Annotated in this window: 14 protein-coding genes; 3 read left to right on the top strand and 11 right to left on the bottom strand. The window is 34.0% G+C overall.

Going from position 1 to position 12,890, the window contains the following annotated elements; translation table 11 throughout:
- Positions 1 to 2 precede the first annotated feature (2 nt).
- The 4 genes from BLV84_RS09490 to BLV84_RS09475 are packed head-to-tail and all read right to left on the bottom strand — an operon-like array spanning position 3 to position 2,847.
- On the bottom strand, positions 3 to 671 hold the full coding sequence (locus BLV84_RS09490) for a hypothetical protein (RefSeq protein ID WP_093244439.1): 669 nt from the start codon (positions 669 to 671) through the stop codon (positions 3 to 5).
- Positions 664 to 1,023: a carboxymuconolactone decarboxylase family protein gene (locus BLV84_RS09485; RefSeq protein ID WP_093244438.1), complete on the bottom strand. Its 360-nt coding sequence runs from the start codon at positions 1,021 to 1,023 to the stop codon at positions 664 to 666. Before BLV84_RS09485 ends, BLV84_RS09490 begins: the two co-directional genes overlap by 8 nt.
- Before the next feature lie 26 nt (positions 1,024 to 1,049).
- Positions 1,050 to 1,883, bottom strand: coding sequence for a twin-arginine translocase subunit TatC (gene tatC, locus BLV84_RS09480; RefSeq protein WP_093244437.1), 834 nt, complete (start codon positions 1,881 to 1,883; stop codon positions 1,050 to 1,052).
- Position 1,884: 1 nt separating this feature from the next.
- Positions 1,885 to 2,847, bottom strand: coding sequence for a KpsF/GutQ family sugar-phosphate isomerase (locus BLV84_RS09475; RefSeq protein ID WP_093244436.1), 963 nt, complete (start codon positions 2,845 to 2,847; stop codon positions 1,885 to 1,887).
- A gap of 91 nt (positions 2,848 to 2,938) precedes the next feature.
- On the opposite strand from BLV84_RS09475, the gene recQ reads away from it, so the two are divergent.
- Positions 2,939 to 5,122 (top strand): DNA helicase RecQ, encoded by a 2,184-nt coding sequence (recQ, locus tag BLV84_RS09470; protein WP_093244435.1) that lies wholly within the window; start codon positions 2,939 to 2,941, stop codon positions 5,120 to 5,122.
- Positions 5,123 to 5,197: 75 nt separating this feature from the next.
- On the opposite strand, the gene ctlX is transcribed toward recQ, so the two are convergent.
- The 3 genes from ctlX to BLV84_RS09455 all read right to left on the bottom strand — a co-directional run bounded on the left by ctlX (position 5,198) and on the right by BLV84_RS09455 (position 7,611).
- Complete coding sequence (gene ctlX / locus BLV84_RS09465) at positions 5,198 to 6,127, bottom strand: citrulline utilization hydrolase CtlX (protein ID WP_093244434.1); 930 nt, start codon at positions 6,125 to 6,127, stop codon at positions 5,198 to 5,200.
- 3 nt (positions 6,128 to 6,130) lie between these two features.
- The gene (locus tag BLV84_RS09460; protein ID WP_093244433.1) at positions 6,131 to 7,045 is read right to left on the bottom strand and encodes a dimethylarginine dimethylaminohydrolase family protein; all 915 of its coding nucleotides are present in this window, start codon (positions 7,043 to 7,045) and stop codon (positions 6,131 to 6,133) included.
- 140 nt (positions 7,046 to 7,185) lie between these two features.
- Positions 7,186 to 7,611 (bottom strand): organic hydroperoxide resistance protein, encoded by a 426-nt coding sequence (locus BLV84_RS09455; protein ID WP_093244432.1) that lies wholly within the window; start codon positions 7,609 to 7,611, stop codon positions 7,186 to 7,188.
- Between the two features lie 88 nt (positions 7,612 to 7,699).
- On the opposite strand from BLV84_RS09455, the gene meaB reads away from it, so the two are divergent.
- A complete protein-coding gene (gene meaB, locus BLV84_RS09450; RefSeq protein WP_093244431.1) occupies positions 7,700 to 8,791 on the top strand; it encodes a methylmalonyl Co-A mutase-associated GTPase MeaB in 1,092 nt (363 codons plus the stop codon).
- Here meaB and BLV84_RS09445 read toward each other — a convergent pair.
- The 3 genes from BLV84_RS09445 to BLV84_RS09435 are packed head-to-tail and all read right to left on the bottom strand — an operon-like array spanning position 8,781 to position 10,931.
- On the bottom strand, positions 8,781 to 9,350 hold the full coding sequence (locus BLV84_RS09445) for a phosphatase PAP2 family protein (RefSeq protein ID WP_317041017.1): 570 nt from the start codon (positions 9,348 to 9,350) through the stop codon (positions 8,781 to 8,783). The genes meaB and BLV84_RS09445 overlap by 11 nt on opposite strands.
- 2 nt (positions 9,351 to 9,352) lie before the next feature.
- A complete protein-coding gene (locus BLV84_RS09440; RefSeq protein ID WP_093244429.1) occupies positions 9,353 to 9,580 on the bottom strand; it encodes a hypothetical protein in 228 nt (75 codons plus the stop codon).
- Positions 9,567 to 10,931: an MATE family efflux transporter gene (locus BLV84_RS09435; protein ID WP_093244428.1), complete on the bottom strand. Its 1,365-nt coding sequence runs from the start codon at positions 10,929 to 10,931 to the stop codon at positions 9,567 to 9,569. The genes BLV84_RS09440 and BLV84_RS09435 overlap by 14 nt, the downstream gene beginning before the upstream one ends.
- 133 nt (positions 10,932 to 11,064) lie before the next feature.
- On the opposite strand from BLV84_RS09435, the gene BLV84_RS09430 reads away from it, so the two are divergent.
- A complete protein-coding gene (locus BLV84_RS09430) occupies positions 11,065 to 11,649 on the top strand; it encodes a hypothetical protein (protein WP_093244427.1) in 585 nt (194 codons plus the stop codon).
- A gap of 33 nt (positions 11,650 to 11,682) precedes the next feature.
- Here BLV84_RS09430 and BLV84_RS09425 read toward each other — a convergent pair whose 3' ends face one another.
- Positions 11,683 to 12,840, bottom strand: a complete 1,158-nt coding sequence (locus tag BLV84_RS09425; protein WP_093244426.1) for a sigma-54-dependent transcriptional regulator — start codon at positions 12,838 to 12,840, stop codon at positions 11,683 to 11,685.
- Positions 12,841 to 12,890: the final 50 nt, after the last annotated feature.

Here is a 12,890-nt window from a genome sequence, read left to right as displayed (position 1 = left end):
AATTATTTTAATTTTTTGTGCGCATTGTTTTTACTGATAAACATTTCGATAACACCTATTAGAATCAGCAAGTAAGCAAACAATTCTATACCTTCTTGTGCTCCTGTTTTGAGTGGGTATACAAAATCTTCAAGAGAAATGATTTTTTCACCTTTAGCCTCAGCAACACTTTTCACATAAATCGGTTCCATCAACCAATTCCATATTTTTTTGCTCCCAAAAAGTCTTGAGAAAACATGTAATGTCAAGAAGCCAATGATAAAAATTCCGAATCCGTAAGATTTTGATAGACTAAAAACATCTTTAATAAATGCTTTTCGTTTACTGATTATTAAATAAACAGTGGGTATAAAAACAACAAGTGCTAAAATTTGCCATGCGTAATCGAATAGATTATAATTGAGCCAAAAATCAAACTCTCTTATAAAATGCACCATCAGCATGCCTGCCATAGCATAATTGAAAGTTTTAAACTTTTGGAATCTCGTCGCAATTAATGAAAAAATAACAGCAAGAATCAAGAAAACTTCTTGAAAAATCTCAATCATCTCTTCCTCAAGAACTTGTCCATTGGCAAAATCTTGCTTGATAATTAAGGCAACTGAAAGCATTGCTAATGCATATAAGACAATACTAACCGCTAAAGGCGTAAGCTTTTTATAATTATTCATTATTACCCAATTTTTCTTCTAAGGCATCCCAATATTCATAAGCTCTCCTCAAATGTGGAATAACAATTGTTCCGCCAACCAAAGTTCCTATACTCATGGCTTCAACAACTTCAACTTTTGTAAATCCAGCTTTATAGCTTGATTCTAAGTGGTATTTAACGCAGTCATCGCAGCGCAAAACCAATGAAGCTACTAAACCAAGAAGTTCTTTCGTTTTTTTATCTAATGCTCCTTCTGCAAAAGAGTTTGTGTCTAAGTTAAAAATTCTTTTAAGGACTTTGTTGTTATCCTTCAAAATTTTATCATTCATTCGTGCTCTGTACACATCGAATTCTTCTACTAAATCACTCATTCTAAATATCTAATTATAAATTTAACTTAAGCATTTTGGCGCTCTCTTCTTTTCTGTCTTCTCACAACAATCCTTGAAATAAAAATACTGATTTCATAAAGAACTAATACAGGAATTGCCACGATCACTTGACTCGCGATATCTGGCGGAGTAATAACTGCCGAGATAATCAGGATAAATACAAGTGCATATTTACGATGTTTTCTTAAAAACTGAGGCGTGACTAGTCCTAATTTTGTCAGAAAATAAATAATGATTGGGAGTTCAAATATCAATCCGCAAGCTAATACAGACGCACGAACCAAACCGATATAAGAATCTAAATCAAAATCATTAAAGACTTCAGAGCTAATTGTATAATTTCCTAAAAAGTTGATAGATAAAGGTGTGATGACGTAATAACCGAATAAAACACCTATGAAAAATAAAAATGAAGAAAAAACAATAAACAAACGTGCGTATTTCTGTTCATTCATACTTAAAGCCGGCTTTAAGAAAGACCAAAACTGATAAATCACATAAGGGAATGCAATAATGAAACCTGCAGTAATGGATGTCCAGATATGCGCACTGAACTGCCCAGCGACTTTTCGACTTTGAATTCGAAAAGGAAGCTCATCAAAACAGAAACTTTTTTCGAAACCTAAGGTTCTAGAGAATTGACACAAAACATCATAAGTTACAAAGCTAGCATCTTTGGGTGCAAACAAAATTCCAAAAGTGATATCCTTTAAAACAAAAGCGACAGCTCCACCTAATAGTATTGCTAAAACAGAACGAACTAAATGCCATCTTAAATCCTCAAGATGATCCATAAATGACATATTTGCTGGATCTTTTTTGCGTTTTTTCTTTGCCATTTTATATAATTCCTTCTTTTACTAGATTATGGATATGCACCACGCCAGCGTATTTTCCATTTTCTTCTGAAATCACTTGAGAGATATCATTAGTTTCCAAAATTTCCATCGCATCAATCGCCATCGCATCATTTGAAATAGTTTTAGGATTTTTACTCATAATATCTTTCGCTTTCAGCTGAGAGACATCAGTGTTATTTTTGAGCATTCTCCTTAAATCACCATCTGTTATGATTCCAACAATTTTATCATTTTCTATCACTGCAGCTACACCAAGCATTTTTTCAGAGATTTCAATGATAATATCTCTTAAACTTGCATCGATAGAAACTTGTGGTTTTTGATTATGCTTTGTCACATCGCTAACACGGAGATACAGTGCTTTCCCTAAAGCTCCACCTGGATGATATCTTGCAAAATCAGAACTTGAAAAGCCTCTCAAATTCAATAAAGCTATTGCCAAAGCATCACCCATCACCAATTGAGCAGTTGTGCTGGTTGTCGGTGCCAAATTATTTGGACAAGCTTCCTTCTCTACATGTGTATCCAAAACATAGTTTGCTTCTTCAGCTAAAAATGATTTAAGATTTCCAGTAATGGCAATTAAAGTATTTCCAAAGCTTTGGATAAAAGGAACCAAAACCTTTATTTCTGGTGTTGTGCCACTTTTAGAAATACAAATAACAACATCATCTTTTTGAATATTTCCTAAATCGCCATGAATTGCATCAGCGGCATGCATATATATAGAAGGTGTTCCAGTTGAGTTAAGCGTTGCCACAATTTTCTGAGCGATAATTGCACTCTTTCCAACGCCAGTAATCACAACACGTCCTGAAGAATTAAAGATAACATCAACCGCTTTTTCAAAATCAATATTAATAGATTCTACTAAAGATGAAATCGCTATTGCTTGCAACTGAATTGTTTCCTTTGCTAAAGTTTGTATCTTTGATTGAGACATAATTAAATTTTATTGACGCATTTGTCGTTCTTGATTTTATACGTATCTTTAAAGATGCAAATGTAATTAAAACGTAATATAATCTACTAAATTGGCACAATACAATTTACACAAAGAACTAAAAAAGTATTTTGGATTTAACGAATTCAAAGGACTTCAAGAAGAGGTTATCAAGAGTATTTTAAACGACAAAGATACATTTGTCATCATGCCTACTGGAGGTGGAAAATCTCTTTGTTATCAACTCCCTGCATTGATTAAAGAAGGAACTGCAATTGTTGTTTCTCCATTGATCGCTTTGATGAAAAACCAAGTTGATACACTACGTGGCATATCTGACAATCCAGGTGTAGCGCATGTTCTCAACTCCTCGCTTAATAAAACTCAAGTCAAACAAGTTAAATCAGATATTTCTAACGGCATCACGAAACTTCTTTATGTTGCGCCAGAATCTTTAACAAAAGAAGAGTATGTAGATTTTCTTAAATCAGAAACAATCTCGTTTTTAGCAATTGATGAAGCGCATTGTATCTCTGAATGGGGACATGATTTTAGACCTGAATACCGAAATTTAAAGAAAATTATCGGAAGAATTGGAGACAATATTCCAATTATAGGCCTAACGGCAACTGCAACGCCTAAAGTTCAGGAAGATATCTTGAAAAATTTAGGTATCACAGATGCTAACACATTTAAAGCTTCTTTTAATAGGCCAAACCTTTATTACGAAATAAGACCAAAAACCTCTCAAGTTGATTCTGAAATCATCAAATTTGTCAAGAAAAATCAAGGCAAAAGCGGAATTATTTATTGCTTAAGCCGGAAACGTGTCGCTGAATTAGCGCAAACTCTTCAAGTCAATGGCATCAAAGCCATTCCTTATCACGCTGGTTTAGATTCAAAAACAAGAAATAAACATCAAGATATGTTTTTGATGGAAGACATCGATGTTGTTGTTGCAACGATCGCTTTTGGAATGGGAATTGACAAACCTGATGTCAGATTCGTTATACATAATGACATCCCTAAAAGTATAGAAAGTTATTATCAAGAAACTGGTCGAGCTGGCCGTGATGGTGGCGAGGGACATTGTTTAGCTTTTTACAATTATAAAGATGTTGAGAAGTTAGAAAAATTCATGAGCGGTAAACCTATTGCTGAGCAAGAAATAGGTCATGCTTTACTTCAAGAAGTAGTCGCTTTTGCTGAAAGTTCCGTTTCTAGACGTAAATATATTCTCCATTATTTTGGTGAAGAGTTTGATACTGAAACTGGCGCTGGTGGTGATATGGATGATAATGTGAGATATCCAAAAAAGAAAGTAGAAGCTAAAGATGAAGTAGTTCTTTTACTCAATACCATCAAAGAAACAAAAGGTATTTATAAATCTAAAGATGTCGTTTCTACCTTAACAGGAAACGTTAATGCCTTAATCAAATCACACCGAACAAACGAACTACCAATTTTTGGTCAAGGAAAAAATAAAGACAGTAATTACTGGAAAGCACTTCTCAGACAAGTTATTGTCAATGGAATGCTTCGCAAAGATATTGAAAGTTATGGTGTTGTCAAATTAACAGATCAAGGCCGTTCATTTCTTGAAAAACCTGAATCATTTATGATGACGGAAGACCATACTTATTATGAAGATGTCGCTCAACCTAAAAACAATAAAGTTGCCGTAAGCGATGAACAGCTACTAAAAATTTTAAAGGACCTCCGTAAAAAAGTAGCCAAGAAAAAAGACGTTCCTCCATTTGTTGTTTTTCAAGATCCTTCTCTAGAAGATATGGCTTTAAAATATCCGATTACTCTAGAAGAAATGGCTAATATTCATGGTGTTGGTGAAGGAAAAGCTAAAAAATATGGTCGAGAGTTTGTCAAATTAATCGCTGATTATGTTGAAGAAAATGATATTTTCAGACCAGATGATTTAGTCGTCAAAACCACAGGATCAAATAGTAAGAGCAAACTCTATATTATTCAAAACGTTGATCGTAAGCTTCCGCTTCCAGATATTGCTTCATCAAAAGGAATGGAAATGAATGAGTTTATTCAAAAGATGGAAGCCATCGTTTATAGCGGTACAAAATTAAATATCACTTATTGGGTTGATGAAATTTTAGATGAAGATCAACAAGAAGAAATTCATGAATATTTCTTAGACGCGTCAACTGACAAGATCGACGAAGCTTTAGAGGAGTTTGATGGCGATTATGACGAAGAAGAATTACGCCTTTACAGAATTAAATTCATTAGCGATATCGCTAATTAGATATAAAAAACTGTCTTGAAAACAACACTATCATTTTGGAATGATATGTAATTAGTTTTCAAGACAGTTTTTATTTTATGCTTTCGGATTAAAAATCTCAGCTAACATACAGCGAGCGCTGCCTCCTCCATGAGTTTCTATGGTATGGAGATCAGCGTATAAAATTTTAGAAGTTCTTTCTATTGTTTTAATCTGTGCTTCAGTCAAAGATTTAAAAGCACTTTCACTCATCACCAAATACTTATCCTTATCGCCTTGAACTTGCAACATGTTTCCTGCAAAATGATGCATTTGATCTTCTGTGATGTCAATGATTTCTTTACCATCTTGCTTTAAAGCTTTAATCACAGTCTTTTTTTCTTTTTTATCATCTATACTTGCTAAGCAAACGATAGCAAATTCTTCAGCTAAGCACATCATCACGTTTGTGTGGTAAATTGGCAAGCGTTGATCGTTAACCGTTTGATATGCTTTAAATAAAACAGGAGTAAACTCAAAGTCTTCACAAAACTCAATACATAAATCCTCATGCGCACGAGGAGAAAGCGCACAATATGCTTTCTGATTTGCGCGGTCTAAAATCAAGTTGCCAGTCCCTTCAAGAAAAACACCTTCATCTTCAGCAGATGTATAATCTACAATATTTTTAATTTGAAAACCATCTTTTTCAATAGCTTCAATAATTTCTTGACGACGTTCAGGACGTCTATTTTCAGCAAACATTGGATAAAGCGCTATGTCACCATTTTGATGAAAAGAAATCCAATTATTAGGAAAAATTGAATCGGGAATATTTAAATTTTTGTCATCATCCACAACAATAACATGAACACCAACGGCTCTTAATTTATCAACAAAATCATCAAATTCTTTTTGAGCTTTCGCATTAATCGTCGCTTCTAAATCTGATGTTTTCTTCTGGAAATAATTGTTAACGGCTGTCTGTTCATTCATACGAAATGCGACAGGTCGAATCATTAAAATTGAATTCGTGATTTGTTTCATATATTAATTTCTTATAAGTGGAAGTGTTGAGCATCTCAACAAACCTTCCTGTTTAGCAATTTCTCTATAGTTAACTTCTTCAACAGTAATGTCATGCGATCTCAACCAATCATTTAAACGGGTGAAATACGCATCTGAAATAACGACATCAGGCGCAATAGAAAAAACATTGCTCGTCATGTCATACATTTCATCTTTGGTAATTTCAAAAACATTGTCAGCTCCAAAATAATCAACTAACCATTGGTATTCTTCTTCTTCAAGAAATCCATTTCGATGAATAATCGCTTTATCCTTTCCGATAGGCTGAAAACAACAGTCTAAGTGCAAAGCATTATTTTTAGGATCTTCATTATCCTTTCTTAAATTAAATGACTTAACTTTTTTATTGGGAAATTCATCTTGAAGTGCTTTAACAGCCACAGGATTTGTTCTTGCTGTGATATAATCAGAATAATCTTTACCGCGGTATGTTCCTACAAAAATATAATCGCCATGCGGCATAACGTCTCCACCTTCAATATGACAATGCTCTGGTAATTCTATAATTTTATCTTGATCTATTTTTTCTAGAACATAATTAATCGCTTCGATTTCTTGATCGCGATCAGGAAGTATATTTGCTTTCACAAATTTGTCTTCAATTACAAAACCTATATCGCGGCTAAAGATTTGATTATAATTTTCAATCATTTCAGGTCTGTAAACATCAATATCGTATTTCTTAAAAATTTCAGCAACAGCCTCCATTTCTTTAACCATATCCTCATTTTTAGGATAAGTTCCATTTTTGATATGCAACTTTGATTTAGGATCATAAGCATCTTCAAGTTTTGGTTGGTCACCTGATGATTTTGCAGTTCCTAAAACAACGGCTTTTAATCGTGAAGTTTCGTCTTGTATATTTAGTTTTAACATCGTCAAAAATTTAGATTGCAAAGGTAATAAACCTAAATGTGATTCACCTTTATTTTAAATGATAAGTCCTGTTTAGTCATTCTAAAGCAAAAAAAATCCTCAACTTAAATTGAGGATTTTTATAGAAATATTTTTATACTTTATTGATCAAGTAACAAGTTTAAAGTGACATCAATATTGTCGCGAGTTGCGCGAGAGAATGGACAAATTACATGCGCCTCATTCATCAACTTCTCTCCCATTTCAACAGAATCAGCTCCTGGAATATAAGCGTCTATGACAGCAGCTAGCTGAAAGTTATCTTCTTCAGTTTTACCAATACTTATATGTGCTTTCACTTTAAAATCACCAAGTTTTTGATTTAATTTTTCAGCAGCAGCTTCTAAAGCGCTACCATAACAAGCCGAGTATGCAGATGCAAAAAGTTGCTCAGGGTTGACACCATCGCCTTTACCACCCATTTCTTTAGGCATGGCAACATTCATATCAATAGGTCCGTCTTCTGTTTTTACATGTCCTTTTCTTCCACCAGTTGCGGTGGCTTTAGCTGTGTATAGAGTATTCATAAGATATATTTTTATTTTAAATAAATGTAACATAGTTTTGTAAGCTTAGCGAAGATAACTTGCTAAATTTGTATTAAATATTATCGAATTGGCAGCAAAACAAACACATTCAACAGCTTTAGGAAATCGAGAAAATTCAGCATGCGAAAATTTGAGTCAAAAATCTGCTGAAAGGATTAAAAAACTAAGACGTCAGAAAGTTGATATAAAGAAACTGTCTAACGAATTATTAAACTCAAACTTAACAGCTTTAAGTCAGGCCATTACTTTGGTTGAAAGTCAAAGCAATAGACATGAGGATAGCGTTAAAAAACTGATTGAGAATTGCTTACCTCATGCAGGAAATTCAGTTAGAATTGGAATCACTGGCGTGCCCGGAGTTGGCAAAAGCACGTTTATTGAAAGTTTTGGCATGCATTTGATTTCACAAGGTCATAAAGTTGCTGTCCTTGCTGTTGACCCCTCAAGTTCAATATCTGGTGGAAGCATTCTCGGTGATAAAACACGCATGGAGAAATTGGTTCAATCACCACATTCTTATATCAGACCCACTGCTTCTGGGACTTCTCTCGGTGGTGTTTCCAGAAAAACACGTGAAAGCATAGCTTTATGTGAGGCTGCTGGTTTTGATATTATTCTTATAGAAACAGTTGGTGTTGGTCAAAGCGAGACTTTGGTTCACAGTATGACGGACTTTTTTCTTTTACTCAAACTTGCTGGTGCAGGTGATGAACTTCAAGGGATTAAAAGAGGGATTATTGAAATGGCCGATGCCATTGTTATCAACAAAGCTGATGGCAACAATATCGATCAAGCTAAAAGTGCAAAATTAGAGTTTAATAGAGCGCTTCAGTTATATCCTCCAAAATCAAATGATTGGAAGCCAAAGGTACTTTTAGCCAGCGGACTCAAGCATCAAGGCATTGATAAAATCTGGGAGTTAATCGAGCGTTTTGTCAAACAAACAAAAAGCAATCAGTCTTTTGATGATAACAGAGCTCTACAAGCGAAATATTGGTTGACGCAGAGCATAGAGGAAAATCTAAAAAAAGACTTTTATTCACATTCAGAAATCAAAATTGCTCTGAAAAAAGAATTATTAAAAATTGACCAGAAAAAAACGACAGCTTTTGAAGCTGCAGAGAACTTACTTAAACTCTACAAAAAAACTAAGCTTTAGTTAAATTCAGTTTCTTTCTAGCCCAAACATTGAGTTTATAAAAAAGCGTACCGATAATTGTTCCAAAAAGTGCGCCGACAATAATATCTCCAGGATAATGCACGCCAACATAAATGCGACTATAAGCAATAACAAAACCCCAAATTAAAAGATAAGTAAAGATATACTTGACTTTATTTTTCAGCAGATTTCCAATAAAAAACACAACTGCAAAAGAGCTGACAGCATGTCCTGAAAAGAAGCCAAAATCACCACAACGTTTTGCAACAAAACGGGCTTGCATCATAAAATCTTCGTTGCAAGGTCTAGGACGCATAATCGTGTCTTTGAAAAGATTTGACAATTGATCTGTTACTGTTATCATCAAAGCAACAGTAATCATAATTGTTCCTAAACCTTTTAAACCATAATGCTTGTAGCACAAAAACAAAAAGACAGCGTAAAGCGGGTAAGAAGTTTCTTTTTCTGTGATAAAAACCCAAAAAACATCCCAAGTACGAGATCCAAGATTATTGAGGTATAAAAAGAGTTGGTGATCTAATTCAACAAGCGTATGCATGATTAATCTTGGTATCTATCAACTTCACGATCGTAAAATTCAGAAGCTTCTTTGATTAAATTATTTGTCTCTTCAATAAAATCATCCTGATTATCAGCGTTAATATCTTCAAGCCATTCGATTTCATCATCTTTTAAATCAATAATAAATCTAGGATATTCCGTGTGAATGATAAAAATTGATTCTGGTAAATCAGTATTGTCACCAAGTATAAATCTAGGTAGTTTCATAAGCTTTTTTTAATTTTTCTTTCTTAGGATGTGTCAAATTATTGAAACGAATATACAATAATATTGCAGAAACTGTGAGGCCGGCCAATAGACCAAACCATATTCCTGCACTTCCATAATATTCTTCTTGCCCAAAATAAATAGAAATTGGGAAACCGATTAACCAATAAGCCACAAAACAGATGATCGTCGGCACTTTTACATCTTGCATACCACGTAAAGCTCCTAAAAATGCAACTTGCAAACCGTCACTTAATTGAAACAATGCTGCGACAACAAGTAGTTGAGCTGCTAAATTAATGACCTGCTGATCATCTATATAAAGCGTTGGTAAGAATGATTTTAAAAGAATAAAGGCAACTGTAAATACAGCAGAAATTAAAAAGGTTTGTAGATAAATTGAATTTGCAATACGTCTTAAATTGATATAATCCTTTTTTCCTTTTTGATTAGCAACACGTATTGTGGCTGTCACACCTAAACCTGTTGCTACCATAAAAGTCATCGAAACCAGGTTGAGTGCAATTTGATTTGCAGCTTGTGCATTTGTTCCTATTGTTCCCGCTAATATAACCGATGCGGTAAAAATTCCGCCCTCAAACAACATTTGTAAAGCGGTTGGAAAACCAAGACTTAATAATTTTTTGAAGGTTTCTTTTTTTAGAGAACGCTTCATCAAAACAAAATAAGGTTTGAGTTTAGATTTATTTTTGAGAATAAAGTAAAGCATGACCATCATAAATACACGCGATAATAAAGTTCCTATCGCTGCTCCTTCCAGTTCTAATCTCGGGAAAAACCATATCCCATAAATCAGTAGATAGTTAAATATAACATTTATAACATTTGCAGCAATTGTTGCGTACATGGCATATTTTGTCATTGATAAACCGTCGGCAAATTGTTTTAATCCCTGAAATATCATCATAGGTATCATGGAGATAGCGACAATATTTATATAAGGAATGGCTAAATCAACAACTTCTGCAGGTTGATCTAAATAATATAAAACAGGTCTTGCCACAATGAGAAATAGAAATAAGAGTATGCCGTTAACGCCACACATGACCATACCATGCTGAAAAAAAGACCTCCCTTTTACAATATCACCTTCACCATCAGCTTCAGCAACTAAAGGTGTAATTGCAAAACTAAATCCCAATCCAATCAGCAAAGCAAAAAAGATCATGGTATTCCCTAATGAAACCGCAGCAAGCTGTGCTGCACCTAACCTCCCGATCATAACATTGTCAACAAAGCCGACAAGAACGTGGCCGAGTTGGCCTAGCATAACAGGCAAAGCAAGATTAAGGTTTTGCTTAAATTCTTTTGTATAAATTGATATATTCAAAGCTATTTTTTTCAGGCTGCAAAAGTAAGACTTGTCTTTGAGAAATAAGCCAAATCATCAAAATTTAAGTTTTAAGCATTAATAGTTTTTTTTGAATTAGAGTTAAAGTAAATTTGTCATAAATTTTTTAAAGTTGAACAAAGAACGAATCATTTCAAACGTCGCTAAGCTTTTGCAAGAAATCCCTACTTCAATGGAAATTGTAAAAGACGACCATAAAAAAGAACAACGTTTTCAATACCTGGCTAGACATATGGTTGAGAAAGCCATTAAAAGAGATGCTTTATTAACTTGTGATGATGATAGCGGAATCGCTATTTTCTTTAAAGAAGATGGCACATCTGAAGGGTTTTGGTACGAAATGATTAACGACATCAAGCTTGCCTTAAATGTCACAGGCATCAAAAAAGGTTTAAAAGCTTTAAAAAATCAAAAGTTCATCCGTAAACAAAGACCCAATAAAGGTGCTTATCTTTATTGTTGGTTTTGGGGGGTTTTACCAGATTCTAGAGGCTTGACCGATAAGAAAACGCCTTATAAAATGAAGGACCAGATGTTTGAAATTGCCAAGAAAGAGCAATTACCAATCTATGCTGAAACTAGATTAAGAAGGGTTTCTGTTGCCTATAGAAGATATGGTTTTGAACTTCTTAAAGAATGGGAACACCCAAGCGGAGACACGATGTACTTTTTAAAATATGATCCGACTAAACATTAATTCTTGAAAACAGTCGTAAAAGATTAACTTTATTTAAAAGTAGAGTTTCATATCTTCTTCATCGATTTTTTGTTTCCCAAGAATCATTAAGCGTTCTATCACATTTCTTAATTCTCTGATATTTCCTGGCCAATCATGCGCCATGAGGATGTCAAGAGCTTTACCTGATATCGCTTTTGTTTTCACACCTTGCTGTTTGGCTATAGATTCCAAGAAATAATTTACCAATAATGGAATATCGCTTTTTCTATCCTTAAGTGCAGGCACATTAATTAAAATCACTGCTAATCGATGGTATAAATCTTCTCTGAAAAGAGATTGTTTTATCTCAGTTTTTAAATCTTTGTTCGTGGCGGCAATAACGCGAACATCAACCTTGATATCTTTATCGCTACCTACTCGCTGAATTTTATGTTCTTGCAAAGCTCTCAGTACTTTGGCTTGGGCTTTCAAACTCATGTCTCCAATTTCATCTAAGAAAAGTGTTCCTCCATCAGCAGCTTCAAATTTTCCAGCGCGATCTTTATTGGCCGAAGTAAAAGCGCCTTTAACATGACCGAACAACTCACTTTCAATAAGTTCAGAAGGAATTGCAGCACAATTGACTTCTATAAATGGCTTTTTTGAACGGTCACTCTGTTCGTGTAACCAATTTGCTACCAATTCTTTCCCAGTACCATTTTGACCTGTGATAAGAACGCGAGCATCTGTTGGTGCAACTTTAGCAATAATTGTTTTAATCTGGTCAATCTCCTCTGACTCACCAACCATCTTAAACTTCTTACTGACTTTTTTCCTTAATTTTTTATTTTCTTGATGTAAATCATTATGAGATAATGCAATTCGGATTGTATTTAATAAGCGATTTAAATCAGGTGGTTTAGAAATATAATCGAAAGCTCCCATTTTCATGGTTTCAACAGCAGTTTCTATGTCGCCATGACCAGAAATCATAATCATAGGAAGATCGATTTCTTGTTCTTTGACATAACTCAAAACTTCAACGCCATCTTTTTTTGGCATTTTGATATCACATAAAACTGTATCTAACTTTTCAGACTCAATTATCTTAATAGCTTCCTGGCCATCTTTAGCTTCAAATATTTCAAATTTAGAATCTTCTTCCGTTAAAATATTTTTCAAAACTCTTCTGATGCTTGCTTCGTCTTCTGCTATTAAAATCTTCGCCATATTTTGTGTTTTAAATCAAAAATTAATTGAATTGACAATATAAGAAAAAA

The sequence above is a fragment of the Psychroflexus halocasei genome (assembly GCF_900107595.1).
GTDB classification, from domain to species: Bacteria; Bacteroidota; Bacteroidia; order Flavobacteriales; family Flavobacteriaceae; genus Psychroflexus; species Psychroflexus halocasei.
Note: the sequence above shows the minus strand (reverse complement) of the source record. Positions and strands in the feature narration are given on the sequence as shown.

Coding starts and splice junctions, on each gene's coding strand:
- tatC (WP_093244437.1), bottom strand. CDS start 1,883: ATGGCAAAGAAAAAACGCAAAAAAGATCCAGCAAATATGTCATTTATG.
- BLV84_RS09440 (WP_093244429.1), bottom strand. CDS start 9,580: ATGAAACTACCTAGATTTATACTTGGTGACAATACTGATTTACCAGAA.
- ctlX (WP_093244434.1), bottom strand. CDS start 6,127: ATGAAACAAATCACGAATTCAATTTTAATGATTCGACCTGTCGCATTT.
- BLV84_RS09445 (WP_317041017.1), bottom strand. CDS start 9,350: ATGCATACGCTTGTTGAATTAGATCACCAACTCTTTTTATACCTCAAT.
- BLV84_RS09425 (WP_093244426.1), bottom strand. CDS start 12,840: ATGGCGAAGATTTTAATAGCAGAAGACGAAGCAAGCATCAGAAGAGTT.
- BLV84_RS09485 (WP_093244438.1), bottom strand. CDS start 1,023: ATGAGTGATTTAGTAGAAGAATTCGATGTGTACAGAGCACGAATGAAT.
- BLV84_RS09460 (WP_093244433.1), bottom strand. CDS start 7,045: ATGTTAAAACTAAATATACAAGACGAAACTTCACGATTAAAAGCCGTT.
- BLV84_RS09475 (WP_093244436.1), bottom strand. CDS start 2,847: ATGTCTCAATCAAAGATACAAACTTTAGCAAAGGAAACAATTCAGTTG.
- BLV84_RS09490 (WP_093244439.1), bottom strand. CDS start 671: ATGAATAATTATAAAAAGCTTACGCCTTTAGCGGTTAGTATTGTCTTA.
- BLV84_RS09455 (WP_093244432.1), bottom strand. CDS start 7,611: ATGAATACTCTATACACAGCTAAAGCCACCGCAACTGGTGGAAGAAAA.